Genomic DNA, 24,661 nt, shown 5'->3' on the forward strand with positions numbered 1-24,661 from the left:
TCATGGAGTTAAATGACATTGTTGCGAAGGCCGAAGCCGCCATCGCTGCCGCTACTAGCCCACAAGAGCTTGACGCCGTGCGGGTTGAGTATATGGGCAAAAAAGGATTGTTAACTGAACAATTAAAAAGCTTAGGTAAGTTGTCGGCGGAAGAGCGTCCGGCAGCGGGTCAAGCGATCAACCAAGCGAAACAAGAAGTTCAGCAAGCTATTAACGCGCGTAATGAAGAACTCAAGCAAGCACAGCTCGCAGAAAAGCTCGCAGCGGAACGTATTGATGTGACCCTGCCAGGCCGCCGTGCTGCGGTAGGTGGTTTTCATCCAGTGACACAAACGATTCAACGTATTGAACAATTCTTTGGTGATTTAGGCTTCCGCGTAGAAGAAGGTCCAGAAGTTGAAGATGACTTCCACAACTTTGACGCGTTAAATATTCCAGCGAATCATCCGGCGCGCGCCGACCATGATACCTTCTACTTCACACCGAAAACGATGCTGCGAACGCAAACCTCGGGCGTGCAGATTCGGACGATGGAAAAAGAACAGCCGCCGCTACGGATCATTTCACCGGGTCGCGTTTACCGCAACGATTACGATCAAACCCATACGCCAATGTTCCATCAGGTAGAAGGCTTGATGGTCGATACCGATGTAAGTTTCACGCAACTCAAAGGTATCTTGGAAGACTTTTTGGTTAACTTTTTCGAAGAGTCGCTCGAAGTGCGCTTCCGCCCATCTTACTTCCCGTTTACCGAACCTTCAGCTGAGGTGGATGTGCGTCGCAAAGATGGCCAGTGGCTCGAAGTACTGGGCTGCGGCATGGTGCACCCCAAAGTCTTGCAAGCGGTTGGCATTGATAGCGAAAAATACACCGGCTTTGCCTTCGGTATGGGCGTTGAGCGACTGACCATGTTGCGTTATGGCGTTAACGACCTACGTGCGTTCTTCGAAAATGACGTACGTTTCTTGAAACAGTTTAATTAAGTTCGGGTGCAGTGATGAAATTTAGTGAAAAGTGGTTACGTAGTTGGGTAAATCCGGCACTTGATCAAGTCGCGCTAGCCGAGCAATTGAGCATGGCGGGTCTTGAAGTTGATGATGTAACACCAGTCGCAGAAGCGTTCAGTAAAGTTGTGGTCGGCGAAGTTACAAAATGCTGGCAGCATCCCGATGCTGATAAGCTCCAGGTGACTGAAGTCAATATTGGTGAAGACGAGCCAGCAACGATTGTATGTGGTGCACCAAACTGTCGCCTTGGCTTAAAGGTTGCGGTCGCAACTATCGGCGCGGTACTACCTGGTGACTTCAAGATCAAGAAAGCGAAGTTACGTGGTCAGCCGTCTCACGGTATGTTGTGTTCGAGCTCAGAGCTAGGTTTGAACGATGATCACGACGGAATTATTGAGTTGCCACAGGACGCTCCTGTGGGGATGGATTATCGTGAGTATTTAGAACTCAACGATGTAACTTTCGATGTGGATTTAACGCCGAATCGCGCCGACTGTTTAGGTCTGCGTGGCATTGCGCGTGAAGTAGGGGTTCTCAATCGACTGGCGGTAACAGAACCTGAGATTGCGCCAGTCGCGGCTGCGCACTCGGATGAACGTGCGATAGTGCTAGACGCTCCTGAAGCATGTCCTCGTTACTTAGGACGTGTCCTTCACAACGTCAACGTTAAAGCGGTTTCACCGTTATGGTTAACTGAGCGCCTGCGTCGTAGTGGTATTCGTAGTATTGACCCAGTGGTTGATGTTACCAACTATGTGTTAATCGAACTCGGACACCCAATGCACGCGTTCGACAATGAGAAATTAAGCGGTGCGGTGCATGTTCGCATGGCCAATGCTGACGAGAAGCTAACCTTGTTAGACGGCAACGAAGTTACCCTGCAAGACGACGTATTAGTGATTGCTGATGAAGAAAAGCCGCTTGCTATGGCGGGGATCTTTGGCGGTGAAGGCAGCGGTGTAACCGAAGAGAGCACGTCAATCTTCCTTGAGAGTGCCTTCTTTGCGCCTGACGCTATCGCCGGTCGTGCGCGCCGCTTTGGTTTACACACCGATGCGTCACACCGGTACGAACGTGGCGTTGATCCTGAGCTACAGCGTACCGCGATGGAGCGCGCAACGCAGTTGATTCTTGACATCTGCGGCGGTGAAGCTGGCCCTATTGTCGAGGCGAAAGAAGATCGTTTTATCCCGCAAGCACAACAAGTGACCTTGCGCCAAGAGCGCCTAAACAAAGTTTTGGGGATTGCGCTCGATGCTAACGAAGTGACCGAAATCCTTGAACGGCTTGGTTTTGGCGTAAGCTTTACTGATGGCATCTGGCAGGTTACCGTACCGACGTTCCGCTTCGATATTAGTATCGAAGAAGACTTGATTGAAGAAGTTGCGCGTATTTACGGCTATCATCGCATTCAAGCGGCAGCACCTGCGGCGCAATTACGTATGGTGCCGCGCAAAGAAGCGCAGGTAAGCACGACAAAATTAAAGCGTCTGCTCATCGACCGTGGCTATCAGGAAGCAATTACCTATAGTTTTGTGGATCCTAAGCATCAAGCTTTGTTATTTAACGAAGCCGCAGCCCTTACGTTGCCTTTCCCAATCAGTGTGGAAATGTCGTCCATGCGCGTGAGCCTCTGGCCAGGCCTGTTAGGTGCGGTTGCGCACAACCAAAAGCGTCAGCAACAGAGCTTAGCATTCTGCGAAACAGGCTTACGTTTCGTACCCGATGAGAGCGCCGAAAACGGCGTTCGCCAAGAGCCTATGATTGGCGGTGTCCGTGCCGGGAAAGCCTTTGCTGAACACTGGCAAGAAGGTGAACGTGCGGTTGACTTCTATGATGTCAAAGGTGACGTTGAAGCCTTGTTGGCACTCACCGGCGAAGCTGAAAGTTACACTTTTGTCGCAGATTCACATCCAGCTTTACATCCAGGGCAATCGGCAGCGATCTTTAAAAACGGCAAATGTGTTGGCTATGTGGGAGCTGTTCATCCGCAGTTTGAGAAAAAGCTCGGCTTAAATGGCCGCACTTATGTATTCGAACTCGAATTAGCAGCAATTCAGCAACGAGCGTTGCCACAGGCGAGCCCAGTATCGAAGTACCCATCAATTCGACGTGACCTTGCAATTGTTGTCCCAACGCAATTAGCTGCCGGAGAAGTCCTAAAGGCTATTGAAAGTATTGGCGTAAATCATTTAGTTGGCCTAAACTTATTTGACGTTTACGAGGGTTCTGGAGTTGCTGACGGTTATCGTAGTTTAGCTTTGTCGTTAACCCTCCAGCATCCAGAGCGAACGTTAGAAGACCAAGAAATCAATACTGCCGTGAAAGCAGTGGTTGATATGCTGACCAACGAATTTGGGGCAACCCTTAGGGAGTAAGCAATGGCGCTGACCAAAGCAGATATGGCTGAACATTTGTTTGATAAATTTGGTATCAATAAGCGTGATGCTAAAGATCTGGTTGAGAACTTTTTTGAAGAAATTCGACGCACTTTAGAGCAGGGCGAAGAAGTTAAGCTCTCAGGTTTTGGTAATTTTGAGCTTCGGACCAAGAATGAACGACCTGGGCGTAATCCGAAAACTGGCGAGGACATTCCCATTTCGGCTCGCCGTGTCGTGACGTTTCGACCTGGTCAAAAGTTGAAACAACGGGTCAGCACAGCGAAACCTAAATAGTTTTTTGCACAATAACGTACGATTCAGGAAAAACTCCAGCGCCAAAAACGCTGGAGTTTTTTATGTCCGGGCAAAACTTACTGTGATTTTTGTACAAAAAAGCAACAATGTGTATACCTAATAGAGATATATAAAGCAAAGTTAGAACTAGTGTACTCTCTGTAGCTTAGTTTGTTTTTCGACATTAGAACTAAACAAAACAGGGAAGAATCATGAAAAACTTTTTTGCATGCTCCATTTTAGCTATAGGTGCACTTACCGCCAGTGCTGCAAGTAGCGCACAAGACACTGAGACCTTAACGTTCCGTGCTGATATCGATTACGTTTGGTGGACCGGTACAACATCTACAAACACAGATACGCTTGATGTCATCGATGTTGAGATTATTTACAGTGTTGACACGGTTCCGGACGCTACAACGCCAACTGGCGTGCGATACGTCAATAATATCCAATACATCGATTTTTTATTGACTGATTTAGATGCCGGGGCTTATCGGTTGACTGGGACTTGGTATTATTACAGCGATGATGAGACGAGTATGACTTTTGAAAGTTCAGAAGGTCAATCGATTACCTTTTTCGGAGACCGAGGTAATCCTGACCCTCTTACAATCGCTATTCGCGAATTGGAACAACAGATTTTCATTGAAAATCTAGGCTATCCAATGATCGTTGATGGTGATGTCGCCGCCGAATTGTTTATTACTTACTTTTTGGGCGGACCACAAACCTTCGAGCTTTTGGGGGTTACGCAATCGTTAAATATCGAATCTAACGATACCGACCGCGATGGCATCAATGATGCGCTTGACCAATGTGAAGCTTCTATCATGGACCCGACAGTTGTGTTCAAAGGCTGGTATGATTCTGGCGTAACCAACTATCGTGATAGCTCAGGCTGCACCGTGATGGATCATTACGCTTCATGCCCAGTTGAGGAAGAAGCTCCGAGACGTGGTATCCGTTCAGTGCGCTCTGGCCCATCAAGCTGCGAGAAAGCAGTATCTTACGATTTAGTGGGCGAGGGTATGATTGACTATAGTGAGGCACGCCGTTTGCGTGATGCTTTGTATCAGTCTTATCAGCAACAGGAATTTTAATTAAGGCATTAGTTGAAAAAAAAGCTGGTCAGATTCCGTCTGACCAGCTTTTCTATATGAGAGCTTGTGAAATAGCGTTGAGTATCGGACTACGTTCCAGTTTATTTAAAAAATAGACTGCTGAACGGATTCAGTAAGCGGCTCAAGCCCGAGGTAAACTGCATAGGGGCATCAAGAGCTGCCAGTGTTAAACAGTCTTCGTCACGGGTTTCCGGCGTATGTTTCACTGTGCCGTCAAGAAATACAAAGTCACCATCACGGTACTCTGAGTTTTCATCGTTAAATACACCATTCACTACGAGTGTAGCTTCGCTACCTTTGTGTGTATGCTCTGGTACTTTGGTACCTTTATCCATGTAAATAAAGGTCAACACATCCTCTCCACCAATTTGCACCGGTGCACGCCACATTTGCCCAATTAGCTTTTGCCATTCACCAATGCGGTGATGGCTACGTGTCAAAGTAGCTGGCAACTTAAACCGTTTGCCTTCCAACACCAACTCGTCGGCGAGCAGGGCGCTTGCGGCTTGTGGCTCGCGAGTAGGCGCTTGCGACATAATTTGTTGCAGCATCTCATCGCCATTAAAGTCATCGTTAGCGGCAACAAATTCTTGTGGTGCTTGCGCTTGGCCAAATAGTTTACTGGCAACCAGCTCCTCCATGTCGCGCACTTGCGCTTGGCAATGTGGACACATGTCGACGTGGGTGCCGACCATCATTAGCATCGCCGGGCTTAGGTCGCCGGTGACGTAATGAAACAAATGTTCTTCATTAGGGTGAAACTTAATCATCGCTATGTATCAACTCTCTCAGCTTTTGTAGTGCTAACCGCGTACGCGATTTTACGGTACCTAGCGGAATACCGAGCGCGTCAGCGACCTCCTGTTGTGACTTCCCTTCCACATAAATTAGCTCAATCACGATACGTTGGGCTTTTGGCAATAGCTCGCAATAACCCGCCAGCTGCTGCATCAACAAATCGTCATCGAGCGCGTAATCGTCATCCAAGCTATCATTTTGCTCAGCCAGCACCGGCCAAAGTTCATCGGCGCTCAAATCGTGTTGGCGATATTTGTTTTTACGCAAAAAGTCGAACCGAATATTACGCGCAATGGTGAATATCCAGGTAGAGGCTGAACCTCGATCAGGCTTGAATAAATGTGCTTTGTTCCAGACGTTAGTCATGGTTTCTTGGACGAGATCCATCGCCGTCTGTTCGTTGCCGAATTGGCGAGTAGCGTAGGCTTTTAAGCGCGGAGCGAAGTAACTAAACAATTCGCTAAATGCTTTGCGAGATTGCTCCGTTGCAACAAGGGCGAGTAAAGCCGCAGCATGGTCTGGATCATCAGGCTGCGCAGAGGACATAGATTTCCGTTTTTGTTGTGTATCAGTCGCTAACTGCATAGTAATACCTGTCCGAGATTTCCTCAAGTTACTTTCCTTTACGTCGGTTGTATAACTACGGATCACTTTTATGCTCACTCTCGTGAATTAATCCGGCGAGATAATCAAGCGTGCGGGAACAACATGGCTCGCGTAAAAGTTCTTGTTTTACTTTTGCGTCGACGGGTAACAGTTCTAACCAACGCTGGCAAACCCAATCAGCGCGAGCTAAGCGGTCATCACTAGGACATTCGCCGAGCTCGGGATACTCGCTGTAAACTTGGCACAAGCGCTCTGCTAAATGGGTATAGCTTGTAGGTAATGGAGTTTCTTGCCATGGTTCGCGAATGGTAACGTCACCGCGGCGGAGACCATCAGAATCAACTCGGATAGCGGTTATTTCGCACGGCTCAACGCCCTCGACCGTGATGCCCAGCAAGCCGTCATCGCGGTGTTCAAAATCGATCACGCGAGCCAGCGTTGCTACGGAATGGATATGGGTGTTGTGCTCGACTGAACCATTGTCATTGAACATACACATGCCTACGCGACCGTCGTCGCCTTGCGCGCAGACTTCACGAACCATGCGTAAATAGCGTGGTTCAAAGATCCGCAAGCGCATCACACCGCCAGGCAAAACATGGCCTGAAAGTGGAAACAATGGAATGTTTGTTAGTGCACGATTCATCTTAAACGCCTCATTGGAAACATCACTTGTTTCACTTGTTATTCTGTGGTTACGTTATCTCTGCTTATTGAGATCTTTTTTTTTGAACTTTTTTTTGTTTGCAGCGTAAACGTCTGCAAGGTTTTTCACCGGCTGTTTGAGAGTAGTTATGCAAACCATAAAAGTTGGGATCAGTGCGTGTTTATTAGGGGACGAAGTTCGCTTCGATGGCGGTCATAAGCGCTCGGCGTTTTGTACCGATGAGTTGGGTCGTCATGTGGAGTTTGTGAAGTTGTGTCCCGAGGTCGGTATTGGTATGCCGGTGCCGCGGCCTACTATTCGACTTGAGCAACGCGACAACGGTGTTCGCGCGATCGTACCGAAGACAGGTGAGGATGTTACCCAACGTTTAGAGGATTTCGCCGCGCGTGCACAGGGCCACTTGGCGCAGATAAGTGGTTACGTCTTGTGTGCAAAATCACCCAGCTGTGGCATGGAAAGAGTCAAGTTGTATAACCCGGAAAACGGCCATGCACGCAAAGAAGCGACTGGCATTTTCGCGGCGCAATTACAACAGCGTTATCCGGCTTTACCATTGGAAGAAGACGGGCGCCTAAACGATCCTATGTTGCGTGAAAACTTTGTCATGCGGGTGTTTGTTTACGCCGCGTGGCAGGGATTACCAGAGCCCATAAGTAAAGCCGATCTGTTGGCGTTTCATACCAGCCTAAAGCTGCTCTTACTGGCACATAATCAGCAAGTCTATCGCGATTTGGGGCGCCAGGTTGCCCAACAGCAAGACATGACTGCGGCGTTTTTGAAAAGCTATATCGAAACCGTCATGGCGGCGCTGGCTCAACCGGCGACACGAGCGAATCACACCAACGTTTTGCAGCATATCCAAGGCTACTTTAAAGCGGCGCTGAGCGAGGACCAACGCGCGGAACTCACCGAGGCGATTCTTGCCTATCGACAGGGCATTGAACCGTTACTGGTGCCATTAACCCTGTTGCGCCACTATCTACGCGAGTTTCCGAACGAGTACCTTGCAGGACAGCGCTACCTTAACCCTTATCCCAAAGATCTTAAATTACGGTATGGACTCTAAATGGCGCAGCTAATATGGTTCCGAAATGATTTACGCTTGCGGGATAATCCCGCAGTGGCAAGCGCACTGCAACGGGCGGGCGAGAATGGCAACGTCTATGGCTTGTTTCTCTACAGCGAGGAGCAGTGGCGCCGTCACGACTGGGCACCGATCAAGGTTGATTTACTCTGGCGTCATTTGGAATTGTTGCAGCAAGAGGCAGCAGAGTGGGGCATAGAGCTGCATATCAAGAGTTGTCGCGATTGGCAGACCGTGCCGCGTGTTGTCCGCGATTTTTGTGGTGAGTATGGTATTACCGAAGTAAGCTTTAACCGTGAATACCCAGTTCATGAGCAACGCCGTGACCGCGCGACACAAAGCTGGCTCGCGGAACAGTCAATTGCTGTGAATAGCTTTCATGGCATGGTTATTGTACCGCCGGTATTGCGTACACAAGCGGGTGATTACTATAAAAAGTTCACACCGTATTACAAATCGTGGTTAGCACATATCCAGCGGAGCGGCTTGCCGCAACCTTATGAAAAGCCAGAACGCAAAGCTCTCAAGCCTCTTGGCATGCCGTCGGCGCCTGATTATCCCCGCTGCGATAGTGGGGCCTATGTCGTCGGCGAAGAAGCAGCCTATCAGCAACTCCAACAATTCGTTGATGAACGGGTTGCGGATTATGATACCGACCGCGATTTACCAGCAATTCATGGGACTTCTAGGCTTTCACCTTATTGGGAGTTGGGAATCCTCTCGCCGGTGACCGCCGCGCGGCTGCTGCAACAACAAGCGCCAGAATTTCCGCATGGTTTAGCTGAGGGGGCTGCAACTTGGTTAAGCGAACTGGCATGGCGTGAGTTCTACCAGCACCTGATGGACGCTGAACCACGACTTAGTTATGGCAAAGCCTTTCAAGCGCATACCGATGCTTTTGCTTGGAGCGATGACGACGCTCAGTTTCAAGCTTGGTGCGAGGGCCAAACGGGATATCCGATTGTTGATGCGGGGATGCGGCAACTTCAGCAAGAAGGTTGGATGCATAATCGTGTGCGCATGATTGTGGCTAACTTTTTAGTTAAAGATCTTCATATCGATTGGCGGCGCGGTGAAAAGTTCTTTATGCAAAACCTGATTGATGGCAGCTTTCCTGCTAACAATGGCGGTTGGCAGTGGAGCGCTTCGACGGGCACGGACGCGGTGCCGTATTTTCGGGTTTTTAATCCTACGTCCCAAAGCAAAAAAGTTGATCCTGACGGTAGCTATATCCGTAGATTTGTTAAGGAATTAGTCAACTGTCCGACACAGGAAATCCATGCTCCCGCAAAGTGGGCGCGAGCAGCACAAGTCGATTACCCTGAGCCAATCGTTGATCACGCGCAGGCGCGGGAAACTTTCTTAAGGAAATTCAAGGCGCTTTAGCTTTTACAACTATACTTGATGGTAGCTTAGACGAGTTCGGCAAGGGAAAAGGCGAAACGGAGGTGAATACTATGTCGAAACAAGATTCTAGTAACGATAATGAACAACAGCCCAAAGATCGTACGGAAGAGCTCGAGGCTCAGAAAGATCAACCTGCGGTGATCCAACGTTTGCTGAAATATTATGATGAGTTCAGCGACGTTAATATCGACAAGCTCGGCGAACTCTACCATGACGAAGTGACCTTCATTGATCCTATTCATCAGTTGCATGGTCTTGAGGACTTAAAGCATTACTTCAAACACACCATGGAAAACGTTGAAGAATGTCACTTTGCGTTTACCGATTATGCGCAAAACGATGACCATCTGTTTGTTAATTGGCAGATGCGTTTGCGTCATCCCAAACTTGCTGATGGGCAAGAAATCGTCGTCCCAGGCGTAAGCCATATTGAATTCAAAGAAGATAAGATCATCATGCAGCGGGATTACTATGATTTGGGGGCGATGATCTACGAACACGTGAGCCTGCTTGGCTATGTTATAGGTAAAGTCAAAGCGCGTATGGTGCCATCATGAATATATTAATCACAGGGGCGACTTCTGGCATCGGTAAGCAATTAGCCTTGGACTACGCAGCTGCTGGTCATCACGTCATTGCATGCGGTCGGAATGAGCAGGCGTTAGCCGAACTAGAACGTACTGACAGTGCTCACATCGCTGGGCAAAAACTCGATATCTCGGATGCCGAACATACGCTGCAAGCACTCCGCGCGTACACCGACATTGATGTTGTTATCCTTGCCGCAGGGGTATGTGAATACCTCGATATCGAGGCCTTCGAAGCTGACTTATTTGCGCGCGTATTTGAGGTAAATGTGGTCGGTACGATGCGTTGCGTTGAAGCTTTGTTACCTAACTTAAAATCAGGCTCGAAATTAGTCATTGTCGGCAGCACAGCGCGCTTACTCCCGTTCACGCGCGCTGAGGCTTATGGCGGCTCAAAAGCTGCGATTCATTACATTACCCGTAGCTTACAGGTGGATTTAGCGCGGCGCGGTATAAAAGTGTTGCACGTGTCACCGGGCTTCGTTGAAACGCCGATGACCGCGCAAAATGATTTTGAAATGCCGATGCAGGTAAGTGTTGAATTTGCCTCTGAAGCAATTCGCAAAGGTATCGACAAAAACAAAATCGATATCACCTTCCCACGCGTGTTTGGCTGGTTTCTTAAGTTTGCCTCACGCTTACCACAAAGTTGGCAAGTGGCGTTATCACGCCGCATGACTTAGTTATCCTCTACTAAGCTTGGTCGAAAGGACATTAAATGAAAATAGCAGTAATTGGCAGTGGTATTGCAGGGATGACGTGTGCGCATCTATTAAGCGAAGAGCATCAGGTCGAATTGTTTGAGAGCAACGATTATATCGGTGGCCATACTCACACCGTTAATGTTGAAGTTCAGGGGCAAGAGTATGCCGTTGACACCGGTTTTATTGTTTTCAATGACCGTACTTACCCGAATTTTCGAGCCTTGATGCGCAAGATAGGCGTTGAGTGGCGTGATACTGAAATGAGTTTCAGCGTACGCGACCCGCTGTCTGGACTCGAGTACAACGGTCATTCGGTAAATACCTTGTTCGCGCAGCGTAAGAACTTATTTAAACCGTCGTTCTATAAGCTGCTCACTGGAATTCTAAAGTTCAATAAACAAGCTAAGGCTGCCCATGCTGATCTTGCAGCGGCCAAGCAACAAACCTTGGGTGAGTTTTTAGCTGCACAAAACCTACCACAAGAAGTTGCCGATTATTACTTGTTACCCATGGTTGCCGCGATTTGGTCGGCAAGCATTGACGATGCAGCAGATTTCCCATTGGATTTCTTTTTACGCTTTTTTGAAAACCATGGACTGTTGAATGTTGCTGACCGACCGCAGTGGGCAACCATTAAGGGTGGTTCATCCGCTTACATTGAGCCCTTGGTGGGCCATTTGCGAGAGCATATCCATTTAGGCGTGGCGATCAAAGCTGTGCATCGTCAAATGCCGGAACGTGACGCCGCAGTGACCCTAGAATTCAGCGACGGCAGCTTGCAAGACTTTGATGAGGTGATCCTCGCTTGTCATAGTGACCAAGCTTTACAGCTATTGGCTGCACCCACCGCGGAAGAAACTGCGGTATTGGGGGCGATCCATTATCAAGACAATGATGTGGTATTGCATACAGATATCCGTTTACTGCCACGCGAGAAGCGTGCCTGGGCGAGTTGGAACTACCTGCTTCATCATGGCGAGGATGCACGCACCCGGCCGAGTTCGGTCACCTATAATATGAACATCTTGCAGGGCATTGAAGCACCAGAGACCTTCTGTGTGACGTTGAATAATACCGATGCGATTCAACCTGAACGTATTTTACGTCGCTTTACCTATGCTCACCCAGTTTACAGTCTCGAATCAATGCGGGCGCGGGAACGTCGTGCGGAAATTTGTGGCCATAACCATACCCACTTTTGCGGTGCTTATTGGTACAACGGTTTTCATGAGGATGGCGTGCGTAGTGCGCTTGACGTGACGCAACGCCTTGGAGTGGTTTGGCATGGCAGCTAGTGAGCTGAGAAGCGCGATTTTAAAAGGCCGCGTTTTTCATCGGCGCTATCGGCCTACGCAACATGCGTTTGATTATCCGACCGCGCAGTGGTGGATCGCGCTAGATGAATTGCCCCGGCTACAAAAACTGAGCCGCCTATTATCGACTGATAAGTTCGCACCGTTGTGGTTTCGTCGGCAAGATTATCTGCGTGGCAGCGAAGGTGACCTTGCTGCTGCGGTACGCACGAAAATGAGTGAGTTGGCGGGTGAACAGCTACACGGCCGGGTTTATTTTCTTGGGAATTTAAGAACCTTCGGGTTGTACTTCAGTCCGATCAACTGTTACTTCCTAGAACAGGATGACAGTGGTGCATACAGCTATATGTTGGCAGAAGTGAGCAATACACCGTGGAATGAACGACATTACTATTTACTTGATCTTGGTCAAGAACTTGCCCACGACAAAGCTTTTCACGTGTCGCCGTTTAACCCCATCGATATGCGTTATGAATGGCAGATTCGTGCGCCACGAAATGAAGCCGAGCATAGCAGCACCATTCACCTCGCTGCGGTAAAAGGCGAGCGCCATTTTTCTGCGACGATGCGCTTGCAGCGATACGAAGTGAACCGGAAAACGATCCGCAACGTATTTTTGAGGTATCCAATAAATACATTGACCACAGTGTTTGCAATTTATTGGCAAGCATTGCGGTTGTGGTTAAAGAAAACGCCCATCTATGATCATCCGTAGGGGCGATAATAACAACACAGCGCGTACCAATTTTGAAGAAAACTGGGGAAGCCATGAATACAGAATCTGCACTGATGACAATGCAGCAGGCAAGCACCACAGATAAGTGGGCCCGCCGTGCAGTGCTTCGTTTATTGCAAGAATTGCAAGACGGTTATGTGACGTTGCGCGAGCAAGGCGAAGTAATTGGCCATTTCGGTCGTGAACAAAGCGACTTAAAAGCCGAAATTAACGTGTTAAAACCGAGCTTTTACCGTCGTTTGTTATTCGGTGGCAGCATTGCCTCGGGTGAGACCTATATCGATCAGTCATGGGAAACCTCCGATCTAACCAAGGTAATCCAATTGTTCGCGCGTAACTTGCCTGCGCTTGACGCCTTTGAGGCGCGCTTTAGCTGGATCTTAATGCCTTGGCAAAAGTTTCAACACTGGCGTCGGCGCAATAGCAAGCAACAAGCGAAAGAGAATATTTCTGCGCACTACGATTTAGGCAATGACCTTTACGAAGCGTTTCTAGATCCTGCCATGCAATATTCAAGTGCGGTGTACCCGAGCGCCGAGGCAGACTTGGCTGCAGCGCAGCAACACAAGCTTAAACGACTGTGTGATAGCCTCGAGTTAAGTGCACAAGACCATTTGCTCGAAATTGGTACCGGCTGGGGCGGTTTGGCTCTGTTTGCGGCGCAAAATTATGGTTGTAAAGTTACCACTACGACAATCTCAAACGAGCAGTTCCGTCATGCCAAGGCACAAGTTGAGGCGGCAGGGTTAAGTGACCGTGTCACCGTGCTGAAGCAGGATTATCGTGACCTTGAAGGGCAATACGACAAATTGGTATCGGTTGAAATGATCGAGGCTGTTGGGCGGCAATTTATGGCGACCTACTTTAAAACCTGTAGTCGTTTGCTTAAACCTAACGGTAAGTTTGCGTTGCAAGCCATTACTATCGCCGACCAACGAATGAAGAGCTATGCCAATTCGGTGGATTTCATCCAACAACACGTATTCCCCGGTGGCTTCTTGCCTTCGTTAACGATGATCACGGAAATGTTTACTAAGCATACGGACATGGTCGTGCGCCACGTTGATGACATTGGCTTTGATTATGCCCGCACATTGCGTGACTGGCGCGAGAAGTTCAATGCGGCCCACCCGCAGTTGAAAGAACATGGCTACGACGAGCGCTTTGGTCGCCTTTGGAACTTTTATCTTAGTTATTGCGAGGGCGGCTTTCTAGAACGCAGCGTGTCGGCGCTGCAATTGGTCGCCACGAAGCCAGCATGTCGCTGAACATTAAAGCCTGGCTAGCCAAGGATAACCTGCGCCGCGTTGCAGGTTTATTGTGGTTTGATTTGGTTTGGTTTAGCACAGTCGCAGGGCGCAACGATTGGCTATGGTTAGCCGTACCCGTCGTTGCCGTGCAGATTTTTCTGAGTAGTACACGCCGCGGCTTTAACTGGTTGCTGTACGTGAAGCTACTGGCTTTAGGGTTATTGCTGGAAGCCAGTGTGGTGGGACTCGGGATTCTCGACTTTACCGGTGGCTGGTTGCCTTTGTGGCTTATCGCGCTGTGGTGTGGTTTTGCAGCAATGGTAACAACGACCCTTGACTGGCTTTCGGGCCGTTACCTTTTAGCTGCATTGATTGGCGTGGCCTCTGGGCCGCTCACCTATGCCATCGGCAGCCGGCTCGGTGCCGCAGAGTTGTTAGTTGAGGAGTGGATCATGTGGCTTGCCTACGGAGTTCTTTGGGGTGCTTACATGGCGGTGTTTGCGTGGTTAATGAAAGCGAGCGAGGTGAATTATGCCAAATCGTCATAATAGAAAAAGTTTGAAACGTTGGGTTACAGGGCTTGCCTTGTGCTGCGTTGCTGCCCCAACCATGGCGTTAGCTTGCGAGCCTGACTCAGCGCAAGATCTCCAGGCAGTAGGAAAAACGCGTTTAAGTGTGTGGTTTTGGGATGTCTACGACGCACAGCTGTTGACCGATAGTGGTAATTACGACGACTATGATCGTCGCGCTTTACGGTTGAGTTACTTACGCGATATCAAGGCTAAGGACTTGGTGGAAACCACCAAAGAGGAATGGCAGCGGATGGATATTGCGGTCACCAGTGAGCATGAGCAGTGGCTCGAAAAGCTCCAGGAAATGTGGCCGGACGTAAGCAATGGGGACTGTTTGATGCTAGTCGAGACCGAGCAGGGACATAGTTCCTTCTACAATGCCGAAGGGCGTTTGGGTGGTATTGACTCGGCACAGTTTACCGATGACTTTCTAGCCATTTGGCTGAGTCCTAATTCACGCTTCAAAGACGAACGCAATGAATTGATAGGAGCTAAGTAATGAAACGCCTACAACTTTTAGTGATAAGCGCGATGGCTTTTATCGTGCTGGGATGCTCAACATCCTTAGATGCGTACAAAAATGTCGAACCACACCTCAAGCTAGAAGAGTTCTTTAACGGTGAACTCGAAGCTTACGGGATGGTGCAAGACTACAGTGGAGAAGTGATTCAACGCTTTAAAGTAGACTTGGTAGGCACTTGGGAAGGCAATGAGGGCGTGCTTGATGAAACTTTTTACTATGCCGATGGCTCAACGCAAAAGCGTATTTGGTATCTGACAAAGATAGCCCCAGACCGTTATGAAGGTCGTGCCAGTGACGTTGAAGGCGTAGCTGAAGGCAAAGTCGCCGGAAATACACTTAATTGGACGTATGTACTGAATATTGAGCTTGATGGCGAACCTTTCTCGGTGAAACTCGACGATTGGCTTTATTTGGTGGATAAGGACAACATGATTAACCGCACTCAGATGTACAAGTTTGGTATCAACGTGGGTGAAATCACGCTCTATATTGGTAAGAAGTAGGACCAAGTAAAAAACAAAAAAAGCAGCTCAAATTGAGCTGCTTTTTTAATGTCAAAATCTAAAATCGTAAAACTTAGTAGCCGCGCGGCAGACGCGACAAGCTTGATCCTGCTTCTAGCTTCTGACGCCACAGTTCGCGAGCCGTAAGACCGTTCCCTGAGCTAGTTGTTTTACTTGCTGCCTTTTTCTTCGCCGCAGGTTTTTTAGCGGCTGCCTTAGCAGGTTTTTCTGCTTTCTTTGCTACTGGCTTCTCAGCCTTAGCTGCCGGCTTTTTACTAGCGCCAGACAAAGCCTCTGCTTCTTCGGCGAGTTGTGCCAAGCGCATATTTTTGCCACCATCTATACTGTACCAACCGCTTTTGGCCTCGATAGTAGGTTTTTTACCGTGAGCCTTTTCGTAGGCTGCGGTAAAATCGGCGATGACTTGGTCTTTATCAAGTTTGCTCATGGAAAAACCCTTTGCATATTGAGTAAAAGTTCTCCATTTTTATACCGTTTTTTGCGCAATATGTCTAATTTTGTCTTATTTTCGACGATAATGCGTAACAAAAGAGGAGCCAAGGACGTGAAACGAGCGGAATTACAGGCTTACCTAAACCAATTTTTAGCGGTCGACCGCGTGAAAGATTATTGTCCCAACGGGCTGCAAGTTGAAGGGCGTGACGAGGTTCATAAGATAATCACTGGAGTGACGGCCTGCCAAGCGCTCATTGAACATGCCGTTGCTGAAGATGCTGACGCAATCTTGGTACATCATGGTTATTTCTGGAAAGGTGAACCCGCAGAGATTCAGGGAATGAAGAAACGTCGGCTGCAGCTGCTATTGCGCAATGATATTAATTTGTTTGCCTACCATTTGCCGCTCGATGTGCACGCACGGCTTGGCAACAACGCACAATTGGCAAGACTCATGGGCTGGCCGGATCCCTCACCGTTAACCACAGTAGAACCTGAGGGCGTGGTGATGTGCACCGAGTTGTCGCATGATGAAGACGCCGGCGCACTCGCGCTCCAACTAGAAGAAAAGCTTGGGCGTCGACTTTTCTGTGCCGTCCACCAAGCACAACCGATTCGCCGCATCGCTTGGTGTACCGGAGGCGGTCAAGGATTTATTGACGCTGCGGCACAGACCGGTTGCGACGCTTTTGTCACGGGTGAAGTTTCGGAGCAAACGATTCACAGTGCGCGTGAACAAGGCATTGCCTTTTATGCCGCGGGGCATCACGCAACTGAGCGGTACGGTATTCGCGCTTTAGGTGAGCACCTCGAAGAACAATTCGGTCTGGCACACCGTTTTATCGACATCGACAGTCCAGCCTAAGTGGCCGGGTTTTACAATAAAGAGTAGTTTTGTGGCCAAGAGCAAAAAAGATCAAAGCTTTGCCGGACTTACGGAAAAATTCGCGAAGAATATTTATGCAACTGCAAAAGGGCAGATCCGTTTAGCGGTGTTGGCGCGCGACCTTGCACCATATTATGAACAGCAGCAGCCATTGAGGGTTTTAGATGTTGGCGGAGGTATTGGGCAATTTTCCGAATACTTTGCCCGCCATGGCCATCATGTGACCCATACTGATATTGCGGAAGACATGGTTGCCGCCGCGCGTCAGCGACATCAAGAGGCTGAGCTAAGCGAGAGCTATACCTATCATTGTGCCAGTCTCCAGCAATTACCAGAAGTACTGAAAGGGCAGACCTTCGACGTTGTCTTGTGCCACGCCGTACTTGAATGGCTGGCTACCCCAGCGGATGCTTTACCGCTACTTAAGCAGTTATTAAAGCCGCAAGGGCTGTTATCGCTGATGTTTTATAACCGCGATGCCAAGGTGATGGCCAATATGGTTTTTGGCAATTTTGATTATGTTGAGGCCGACCTGCAGGTAAAAAAACGCGTGCGCATGAGTCCTCAGCAGCCTATTGCTTCCGCAGCGATGGAAAATTGGCTAGCTGAGCACCAATTAGCGGTCACACAGCGTACGGGGGTGCGTTGTTTTCATGATTACCTGCGTCATCGCGAGGCAGCGAAAGAACACTTTGAACAGTTATTGCGCTTAGAACTTCGCTATAACCAGCAGCACCCGTTCGCTGCGCTTGGTCGATACCAACACTGGCAAATTACCCATGCAGACGACTAACGTACTGATTTATGTAAAGTCGTCTTCAGCAGCTAACTTTAATAAGGCCGCGGCTTATCAAGAGTTCTTTCAGTCACACCAAGGTGCGACTGAGGTGACAATACTGCCAAGCAGTGCTGATCGTAGCAACGATATTCGTCAGTTAAAGCAATGGGTCGGGCAACTTGATGCAGATACTACTGCAGAACTGCTCGTCGTCGGTGGCGATGGTAGCGTAAATATTGCTGCCCAGGCATGCGTTTCGAGCACAGTGCGCTTGACGGTTATACCTGCAGGCACCGGCAATGATTTTGCGACGGCACTTGGCATAGAAGATTGGCGCTGGCGGATGACGGGGACTCCACGTTTGCGGCAACGCTCGGTAGGTTGTATTGGCGAGCATATTTTTATTAACCACGCCGGTGCTGGCATCAGTGTCGCTTTACGCGACTTGCAAGGAGCATGGAGCAAGCGTTGGTTAAAGCGTTACTCTTATTTATGGGCGCTCGTACGTTATCTATTTGTGCCACCGCGACGGCGCTGCATGATCACCGATAGCAACGGTAACGATTGGGAATTTCAGGTGGCGGCAGTGAATCGCGCCATCGGCGGCGGCATTATCGTCTACCCAAGCGCACAACTCACAACCGAAGTGTTAGGAATTCTTCAAGTACCGAGGTTATCGCGCTGGCGTCAACTCAGCGCGTTGTATTGGATTTTGCGTAAGCAGCCGGAAAAAAGTCAGCTGTTAGATTGCCATGAAGCTGCTACCTTTACCATTGCGGATGCCAACAACATTATCGAATTAGATGGCGACGCGATTGAATTGCAGGGGCCGGCAACGGCATCCGTTAGGGTTAATGCGTTAAACGTATACACACAGGGGAACGAACAATGAAATGTGCATTTATCGGCTTAGGTGTTATGGGCTATCCCATGGCCGGACATCTACAACGCAACGGCTTTCACACGACCGTTTATAACCGTACCACTGCGAAAGCCCAACAATGGGTTAAGGACTATGGTGGTGATGCGGCGGAGACACCACGCGAAGCAGCAACAGGTGCAGATGTCGTGTTGGTGTGTGTCGGTAATGATGACGATGTGCGCAGTGTGTTCTACGGTGATGATGGCTTGCTCGCGAGCATCGCTGAAAATACCATTGTAATCGATCATACGACCGCTTCAGCGGAGCTTGCGCGGGAACTCTCTGATGAAGTCCACAACCGGGTCGCCTATTTTCTAGATGCACCCGTTTCGGGAGGCCAGCAGGGCGCCGAAAACGGTGCTTTAACGGCGATGATTGGCGGAGATCGTGATGCCTTTGATGATGCGCAAGCAGCGTTGAAATGCTATTGCAAAACGCGCGAGTACATGGGCCCAGCCGGTCACGGACAGTTGGCGAAAATGGTCAACCAAGTCTGCATTGCTGGCGTTGTTCAAGGTCTCGCAGAAGGTTTGCAGTTAGCCCGCAAGGTTGGACTGGATGCCGATACGTTGATTCGAGCAATAAGCCAAGGTGCAGCCGGCTCATGGCAAATGCAAAACCGTTACCAAACCATGTGGAAGGGGCAATACGAGCATGGTTTTGCCGTCGATTGGATGCGCAAAGACTTAAAGATTGCCTTAGAAGAAGCCGATCGCAATGGGCTCAGCATGCCATTAACAGCACTCGTTGATCAGTTTTATGCAGAGGTACAGCAGATGGGCGGCAGTCGTTGGGACACCTCCAGCCTGTTAGCCCGCCTAGAAAAACACACCTAACTAGCTCTTTTAAACACAAAAAAAAGCCCCAAAATTGGGGCTTTTTTGATTTTGTTGTAGGTTTTCCGAATAACGAATAACGAACAACGAATAACGGCTTTTAACGGATACCCATACGGCGCAGAGCAGAAGTACTAAAGTCACTACGCTCTGGCTCAATATCAAAGTCCATATACTCAGACTCTTCGTTGGCCAGACCTAGCACTACGAAACGACCCGAGTTAAGGTCATAAAGAGCTTCAGCAGCCATCCAAGGCGTATCGTGATAATAGAACTGTGTATTGTACGCTTCACCTACGCGCCACAATTCGCCACGGTTATCGTAATGGTCGATGACGCTTGCTGTCCAAGTATCTTCGTCAAAGTACATATGACGAGTTTGATAAATATGACGCTCACCATCCTTAAGGGTTGCTTTAACTTCCCAAACACGGTGTTTCTCGTAACGAACGAGGTCTTGGTCCATGTGGCCAGCGTTGATGATGTCATCATAGCTTAAGCTAGTATCCAACAACTTATAGTTGTTGTATGGAATGTACATTTCGCGCTTGCCAACCAATTCCCAGTTGTATTTGTTTGGCGCGCCGTTGAACATATCGAGGCCGTCTGAGGTACGTAAACCGTCAGAAGCGGTACCTGGACCGTCATAAGAAACGTTTGGTGCACGACGTACGCGGCGTTGACCGGCGTTATACAACCACGCGCGACGGCCTTCTTTCACCTGGTTAATCGTCTCATGAACCAACAACACCGTACCGGTCTGACGTGCAGGTGCTAAAACTTCTTGTAAGAAGTAGAACAAAATATTGTCATCAGCAGCTTCACGACCACTCTCTAAGTATTCAGGGAAAACAAGAGATTCGCGTAGAAGTACCGGCACAAAGTTACCGTCCTCTAATACCGGGAACTGGTTAACTAAACGTTCTACCGCGCCACCACGATAACGGGTGATGTGGTTCCAGATCACTTCGAGACCATTTTCCGGAATCGGGAAAGGAATGTGCATTTTGAAGTTTTCTAAACCGTTACCACCCGCAACCATTTCTGCGTTGGTCGCGTTTTCTTTGATAATGTCATAAACTTCTTGCGGGTACGCCGCGCTACGATGCGTAGGGTAGATATTCATTTTATAGTCAGGGTATTTTTCGAACATCGCTACCTGACCCGCTGACAGCATATCTTTATGCTCATCAAGGTTAGCGCTCGTGATGGTCAATAAGATTTCGTCGTCCGCATACGGATCTGCAGGGCGTGACGGAATTTCACCATCAGCCTCTACACTGTAGCCGCCGGTCCAAGCAGGAATAGAGCCGTCAGCGTTACCCGCCATTTCGGCACCAACTGGGGTTAAATCATTGCCTAAGCGCGCCGCTTCTTCAGGGGTGACTTTGGCCATAACGCTGGCTGAAATTACCGATAGAGCGAAAACTCCAGCCTTCAGCATCGTTTTATTCATGGTTTTTTCCTTGTTTGTTCTATGTACCTAGCTAAAGCTACATTAAAAAATAGAAAAATTAAATGCCCAGCTAATACTAGCGTTTGAACCCATCTCACGGTAAGGTATCAGCTGGTTTGACCTGTCTTAATTTATCCATAGCATGTACGGCTTACGAAAAATTTGCAACAGTAAACATAACAATTCTAAGACACAGAAAGAGCAAGAGGGTTCCATGATAAGAGCTAAGGTCTGTGCCGCTGCGATTTCACTGACTTTCAGTGCTGGCTTAAATGCCCCGATACACGCAGCAGCCGCACTGCAAGAAGCGCCGCAAGCGGCGGTCGAAACGACCGACGCGGTCACCGATTATGACGTGATTTATGCGCCGGCAATGCGTGCGCCAGAAGCAACACGAGCTGTGCTCACCGAGATCGCTGCGACCAGCGAACAACAAGTTGCGGTGGGCGACTATGGTGTCATTGTGACGCGCCAACTCGGTACTGATGAATGGCAACAGGCCGAAGTACCTAGCAGTATTTTCTTAACTAGCGTTGATTTTGCCGATGCAAAATTGGGTTGGGCTGTGGGTCATCATGGGGTCATTTTACAAACTCAAGATGGCGGTCGGACGTGGCAACCGCAATTAGATGGCTTTGAATATATTGATTTGCAAGTGGCGCATTACGAACAACGGGTGGCGCAGCTTGAGGAACAGCTTGCCAACGCGGAAGATATGGACCCTGTTGAACGTGAAGATCTTGAATTCGCGCTAGACGATGCATTGTTCAAATACGACAGTGCACAAATTGCCTTAGAAGAGGGGCCAACCAAACCGTTTCTCGATGTATTGGCGTTATCGCCGCAAGAAATCTTTGTTACCGGCGCCTATGGCGCATTTTTGCATTCGACGGACGGTGGCGAAAGTTGGTCAATCATTGACCACTTAGTCGACAATATTGATGGTTTCCATTTAAACGCAATCCAAGCTCACGGCGACTATGTCTACATGGTCGGCGAGTCGGGTTTACTGTTTCGCAGTTCAGATCGCGGCGTGAGTTGGGAAACGCTGGACTCACCTTATTATGGCTCGTTCTTTGGCGTGCACATCGACCAACAGGAACGGCTGTGGATTTATGGTCTGCGTGGCAACATCTTTGTCAGCGAAGACCAAGGCGACAGTTTCACGCAACTATCATTGGAAGACCCAGTGAATATTAACAATGCGATTGATGCGCCAAACGGTGGCCTGTATTTTGTCGGTAACGCTGGTGTCGTGGCTTATTTAAGTGACTCAGGCGAGCTAACCGAGAAAACCCACGACAGTGGTGCTGTCCTCACCGATTTAGTTATTAATGCCGATGGAAGTCTTACTTTGGTCGGCCAGCGCGGCATTTTAACCATGCCGAGCAGTGCGCTAGCTGAGAAGGAGTAAAACCGCAATGTCTGAACAACAATCACAAGCAAAAGACAAAAGCGTGTTTCTAGAGCGCGTTATTTTTAATTTTCGTCCGTTTTGGATGGTCTTGTTTGCGCTATTGACGCTCTTTTTAGGTTGGCACGCCAGTCAGGTTCGACCTGAAGCAAGCCTGACCAAAATGATTCCGACCAATCATCCGTTTATTCAAAATTATTTTGAATACCGTGATGATTTGGCTAGTTTGGGTAACGTGGTGCGAATCGTGGTTGAAACTACTGACGGTACGATTTTCACCCCAGAGTTTCAAAAAACCTTACAAGAAATCACCGACGAGGTATTCTTCATTCCTGGCGTTGACCGCGCGGGTCTTAAGAGTATTTGGACGCCGAACGTGCGCTGGAGCGAAGTAACGGAAGAAGGTTTCGTTGGCGGTCCGGTGATTCCGGATAATTGGGACGCTTCTGAGCGGTCGTTAGAGCAGTTACGCACTAATGTGTTGCGCTCGGGTGAGGTGGGCAACTTGGTTGCGAATAACTTCAAGTCAGCACTTATTTATGTGCCGTTAAACGAAGTCAATCCTGATACCGGCGAAGCATTGGATTACCAAGCGTTCTCTGAGCAATTAGAAGAAAAAATTCGCGACAAGTATCAAACCGAAACGGTCAAAATTCATATTACCGGCTTCGCCAAAATTATCGGTGACCTGATTGAAGGCGCAATGCAAGTTGGCTTGTTCTTCTTGCTTGCAATTGTGATCACGCTAGTCATGCTGTTTGCCTACAGTCGTTGCTGGCGTAGCTCATTTACCGTGCTCGGTTGTTCGATTATCGCGGTTATTTGGCAACTCGGTATTATTAAGCTGATTGGTAGTGGGATTAACCCATACTCCATGCTGGTACCGTTCCTAGTCTTTGCTATTGGGGTGAGCCACGGGGTGCAGATTATCAATGCCATGAGCGCCAACCGTGTTGACGGCCATGATCGGGAAATGTCTGCGCGACTTGCGTTCCGTGCACTCTATATTGCCGGCTTAACAGCGTTGATTTCCGATGCTATCGGTTTTACCACCCTGATGGTCATTGATATTGCCGTTATCCAAGAGTTGGCAATTGCAGCGAGTATCGGTGTTGCGGTTGTGGTTTTAACGAACCTTGGTTTACTACCGATTATCATGTCGTACGGTGGTATTTCGGAGCGAGGTCGCGCGTACAGCGAACGCGTACGCAACCAGGATCACCCCGTTTTAACCATGTTCGAGCGGTTTTCTGAGCCTAAGTGGGCGTACAGCGCACTTGTGGTGGCGTTAATTGGTCTCTCGTGGGGCTTGATTCAAGGCCAGAATATGAAGATCGGCGACCTCGATGCAGGTGCACCTGAATTGCGCCCTGACAGCCGTTATAACCTTGATAACCAATTCATTGTCGATAACTACAGCTCGAGTACTGATATCTTCGTGGTCATGGCAGCGACTGAGCCGTCGCAGTGTATTGCTTATGATAACCTTGAGGTGATGGATCGCTTTAGTTGGCATATGGAAAACACCCCCGGCGTGCAAGATGTCAAATCGGTGGTCTATGTGGCCAAAATGGGTGGTTATGCGCTCAACGAAGGTAATTTAAAGTGGTTCAGTCTCAACCGTAACCAGTATGTATTGAACGCCAACACTGGACGCACACCGCCAGGTTTGATCAACCCTGACTGCTCAATGGCGCCAATTATCATCTATTTGAACGACCATAAAGCAGAGACCCTCAAAACCGTGGTTGCGGCCGTTGATAACTTCAATGCTCAGTACCAGCAAGAAGGGCTAGAGCTATTAATGGCGGCGGGTAACTCAGGAATTGAGGCGGCGACCAACTCGGTTATTGAAACTGCGCAGTACAAGATGCTGTTGTGGGTTTACGGTGTTGTCATCGTGCTGGTATTTATTACCTTCCGTAGCCTACGTACCGTGGCCTGTATCGTCTTGCCATTGGCACTCACAACCATTATGAGTCAAGGTCTTATGGCAGTGCTGGGAATTGGCGTGAAAGTTGCTACCTTGCCGGTTATCGCACTCGGTGTGGGTATCGGTGTGGATTACGGTATCTATATCTACGCTAAGATCAAAGAAGGCCTTGAGCGCGGCATGCATTTGAACGAATGTTACAAGTATGCGCTCGACAATACCGGTAAAGCGGTTGGCTTTACGGGATTAACCCTAGCGATTGGTGTGGCGACGTGGATCTTCTCGCCCATTAAATTCCAAGCGGACATGGGGATCTTGCTGACCTTTATGTTCTTGTGGAATATGCTCGGTGCGTTGATTTTGATCCCAGCCTTAGCGCGTTTATTCGCGCGCTTCGGCAAACGGATCCATTAACGCGGAAAAG

At 48.9% G+C, this 24,661-nt stretch carries 25 protein-coding genes; 20 read left to right on the plus strand and 5 right to left on the minus strand.

Annotated elements, in window-relative coordinates:
* Positions 1-2 precede the first annotated feature (2 nt).
* The 4 genes from pheS to CWE21_RS00910 all read left to right on the plus strand — a co-directional run bounded on the left by pheS (position 3) and on the right by CWE21_RS00910 (position 4,785).
* A complete protein-coding gene (gene pheS, locus CWE21_RS00895) occupies positions 3-983 on the plus strand; it encodes a phenylalanine--tRNA ligase subunit alpha (RefSeq protein ID WP_126770080.1) in 981 nt (326 codons plus the stop codon).
* A gap of 14 nt (positions 984-997) precedes the next feature.
* A complete protein-coding gene (gene pheT, locus CWE21_RS00900; protein WP_126832273.1) occupies positions 998-3,385 on the plus strand; it encodes a phenylalanine--tRNA ligase subunit beta in 2,388 nt (795 codons plus the stop codon).
* Positions 3,386-3,388: 3 nt separating this feature from the next.
* On the plus strand, positions 3,389-3,682 hold the full coding sequence (locus CWE21_RS00905; protein WP_126832275.1) for an integration host factor subunit alpha: 294 nt from the start codon (positions 3,389-3,391) through the stop codon (positions 3,680-3,682).
* Between the two features lie 212 nt (positions 3,683-3,894).
* Positions 3,895-4,785 (plus strand): hypothetical protein, encoded by an 891-nt coding sequence (locus CWE21_RS00910; protein WP_126832276.1) that lies wholly within the window; start codon positions 3,895-3,897, stop codon positions 4,783-4,785.
* A 101-nt stretch (positions 4,786-4,886) separates the two neighbouring features.
* Here the strand turns inward: CWE21_RS00910 and CWE21_RS00915 are convergent, their stop codons facing one another.
* The 3 genes from CWE21_RS00915 to CWE21_RS00925 are packed head-to-tail and all read right to left on the minus strand — an operon-like array spanning position 4,887 to position 6,856.
* A complete protein-coding gene (locus CWE21_RS00915; RefSeq protein WP_126832278.1) occupies positions 4,887-5,576 on the minus strand; it encodes a ChrR family anti-sigma-E factor in 690 nt (229 codons plus the stop codon).
* On the minus strand, positions 5,569-6,189 hold the full coding sequence (locus CWE21_RS00920; RefSeq protein ID WP_126832280.1) for a sigma-70 family RNA polymerase sigma factor: 621 nt from the start codon (positions 6,187-6,189) through the stop codon (positions 5,569-5,571). Before CWE21_RS00920 ends, CWE21_RS00915 begins: the two co-directional genes overlap by 8 nt.
* Positions 6,190-6,244: 55 nt before the next feature.
* Positions 6,245-6,856, minus strand: coding sequence for an LON peptidase substrate-binding domain-containing protein (locus CWE21_RS00925; protein WP_126832282.1), 612 nt, complete (start codon positions 6,854-6,856; stop codon positions 6,245-6,247).
* 148 nt (positions 6,857-7,004) lie between these two features.
* Between CWE21_RS00925 and CWE21_RS00930 the strand changes: the two genes are divergently transcribed.
* The 10 genes from CWE21_RS00930 to CWE21_RS00975 all read left to right on the plus strand — a co-directional run bounded on the left by CWE21_RS00930 (position 7,005) and on the right by CWE21_RS00975 (position 15,556).
* Complete coding sequence (locus CWE21_RS00930) at positions 7,005-7,943, plus strand: YbgA family protein (protein ID WP_126832284.1); 939 nt, start codon at positions 7,005-7,007, stop codon at positions 7,941-7,943.
* On the plus strand, positions 7,944-9,347 hold the full coding sequence (gene phrB, locus CWE21_RS00935; RefSeq protein WP_126832286.1) for a deoxyribodipyrimidine photo-lyase: 1,404 nt from the start codon (positions 7,944-7,946) through the stop codon (positions 9,345-9,347).
* 71 nt (positions 9,348-9,418) lie between these two features.
* Complete coding sequence (locus tag CWE21_RS00940) at positions 9,419-9,925, plus strand: nuclear transport factor 2 family protein (protein ID WP_126832288.1); 507 nt, start codon at positions 9,419-9,421, stop codon at positions 9,923-9,925.
* Positions 9,922-10,638 (plus strand): SDR family NAD(P)-dependent oxidoreductase, encoded by a 717-nt coding sequence (locus CWE21_RS00945; RefSeq protein WP_126832290.1) that lies wholly within the window; start codon positions 9,922-9,924, stop codon positions 10,636-10,638. The genes CWE21_RS00940 and CWE21_RS00945 overlap by 4 nt, the downstream gene beginning before the upstream one ends.
* Before the next feature lie 35 nt (positions 10,639-10,673).
* Positions 10,674-11,954 carry an NAD(P)/FAD-dependent oxidoreductase gene (locus CWE21_RS00950; protein ID WP_126832291.1) on the plus strand — a complete coding sequence of 427 codons (1,281 nt, stop codon included), beginning with the start codon at positions 10,674-10,676 and terminating at the stop codon, positions 11,952-11,954.
* Entirely contained in the window at positions 11,944-12,687 is a 744-nt protein-coding gene (locus tag CWE21_RS00955; protein WP_241970186.1) for a DUF1365 domain-containing protein, read from the plus strand. The genes CWE21_RS00950 and CWE21_RS00955 overlap by 11 nt, the downstream gene beginning before the upstream one ends.
* A 53-nt stretch (positions 12,688-12,740) precedes the next feature.
* Positions 12,741-13,976 (plus strand): SAM-dependent methyltransferase, encoded by a 1,236-nt coding sequence (locus CWE21_RS00960; RefSeq protein WP_126832293.1) that lies wholly within the window; start codon positions 12,741-12,743, stop codon positions 13,974-13,976.
* Complete coding sequence (locus CWE21_RS00965; protein WP_126832295.1) at positions 13,967-14,506, plus strand: DUF2878 domain-containing protein; 540 nt, start codon at positions 13,967-13,969, stop codon at positions 14,504-14,506. Before CWE21_RS00960 ends, CWE21_RS00965 begins: the two co-directional genes overlap by 10 nt.
* On the plus strand, positions 14,490-15,029 hold the full coding sequence (locus tag CWE21_RS00970) for a chalcone isomerase family protein (RefSeq protein ID WP_241970187.1): 540 nt from the start codon (positions 14,490-14,492) through the stop codon (positions 15,027-15,029). The genes CWE21_RS00965 and CWE21_RS00970 overlap by 17 nt, the downstream gene beginning before the upstream one ends.
* A complete protein-coding gene (locus tag CWE21_RS00975; protein ID WP_126832297.1) occupies positions 15,029-15,556 on the plus strand; it encodes a DUF3833 domain-containing protein in 528 nt (175 codons plus the stop codon). Before CWE21_RS00970 ends, CWE21_RS00975 begins: the two co-directional genes overlap by 1 nt.
* A gap of 73 nt (positions 15,557-15,629) precedes the next feature.
* On the opposite strand, the gene CWE21_RS00980 is transcribed toward CWE21_RS00975, so the two are convergent.
* Entirely contained in the window at positions 15,630-16,004 is a 375-nt protein-coding gene (locus tag CWE21_RS00980; RefSeq protein ID WP_126832299.1) for a hypothetical protein, read from the minus strand.
* A 90-nt stretch (positions 16,005-16,094) separates the two neighbouring features.
* Between CWE21_RS00980 and CWE21_RS00985 the strand changes: the two genes are divergently transcribed.
* The 4 genes from CWE21_RS00985 to CWE21_RS01000 are packed head-to-tail and all read left to right on the plus strand — an operon-like array spanning position 16,095 to position 19,434.
* Positions 16,095-16,877 (plus strand): Nif3-like dinuclear metal center hexameric protein, encoded by a 783-nt coding sequence (locus CWE21_RS00985; protein WP_126832301.1) that lies wholly within the window; start codon positions 16,095-16,097, stop codon positions 16,875-16,877.
* A 31-nt stretch (positions 16,878-16,908) separates the two neighbouring features.
* Entirely contained in the window at positions 16,909-17,691 is a 783-nt protein-coding gene (locus CWE21_RS00990; RefSeq protein WP_126832303.1) for a methyltransferase domain-containing protein, read from the plus strand.
* The gene (locus tag CWE21_RS00995) at positions 17,678-18,568 is read left to right on the plus strand and encodes a diacylglycerol/lipid kinase family protein (protein ID WP_126832305.1); all 891 of its coding nucleotides are present in this window, start codon (positions 17,678-17,680) and stop codon (positions 18,566-18,568) included. The genes CWE21_RS00990 and CWE21_RS00995 overlap by 14 nt, the downstream gene beginning before the upstream one ends.
* Complete coding sequence (locus CWE21_RS01000) at positions 18,565-19,434, plus strand: NAD(P)-dependent oxidoreductase (RefSeq protein ID WP_126832306.1); 870 nt, start codon at positions 18,565-18,567, stop codon at positions 19,432-19,434. The genes CWE21_RS00995 and CWE21_RS01000 overlap by 4 nt, the downstream gene beginning before the upstream one ends.
* 100 nt (positions 19,435-19,534) lie before the next feature.
* Here the strand turns inward: CWE21_RS01000 and CWE21_RS01005 are convergent, their stop codons facing one another.
* Positions 19,535-20,890 carry a DUF1329 domain-containing protein gene (locus tag CWE21_RS01005; protein ID WP_126832308.1) on the minus strand — a complete coding sequence of 452 codons (1,356 nt, stop codon included), beginning with the start codon at positions 20,888-20,890 and terminating at the stop codon, positions 19,535-19,537.
* Between the two features lie 214 nt (positions 20,891-21,104).
* Between CWE21_RS01005 and CWE21_RS01010 the strand changes: the two genes are divergently transcribed.
* Both CWE21_RS01010 and CWE21_RS01015 read left to right on the plus strand, forming a co-directional pair.
* On the plus strand, positions 21,105-22,304 hold the full coding sequence (locus tag CWE21_RS01010) for a YCF48-related protein (RefSeq protein WP_198675036.1): 1,200 nt from the start codon (positions 21,105-21,107) through the stop codon (positions 22,302-22,304).
* Positions 22,305-22,311: 7 nt separating this feature from the next.
* Positions 22,312-24,651, plus strand: coding sequence for an efflux RND transporter permease subunit (locus tag CWE21_RS01015; protein ID WP_126832312.1), 2,340 nt, complete (start codon positions 22,312-22,314; stop codon positions 24,649-24,651).
* Positions 24,652-24,661: the final 10 nt, after the last annotated feature.

Source organism: Pseudidiomarina aquimaris, assembly GCF_003987395.1.
GTDB lineage: Bacteria > Pseudomonadota > Gammaproteobacteria > Enterobacterales > Alteromonadaceae > Pseudidiomarina > Pseudidiomarina aquimaris.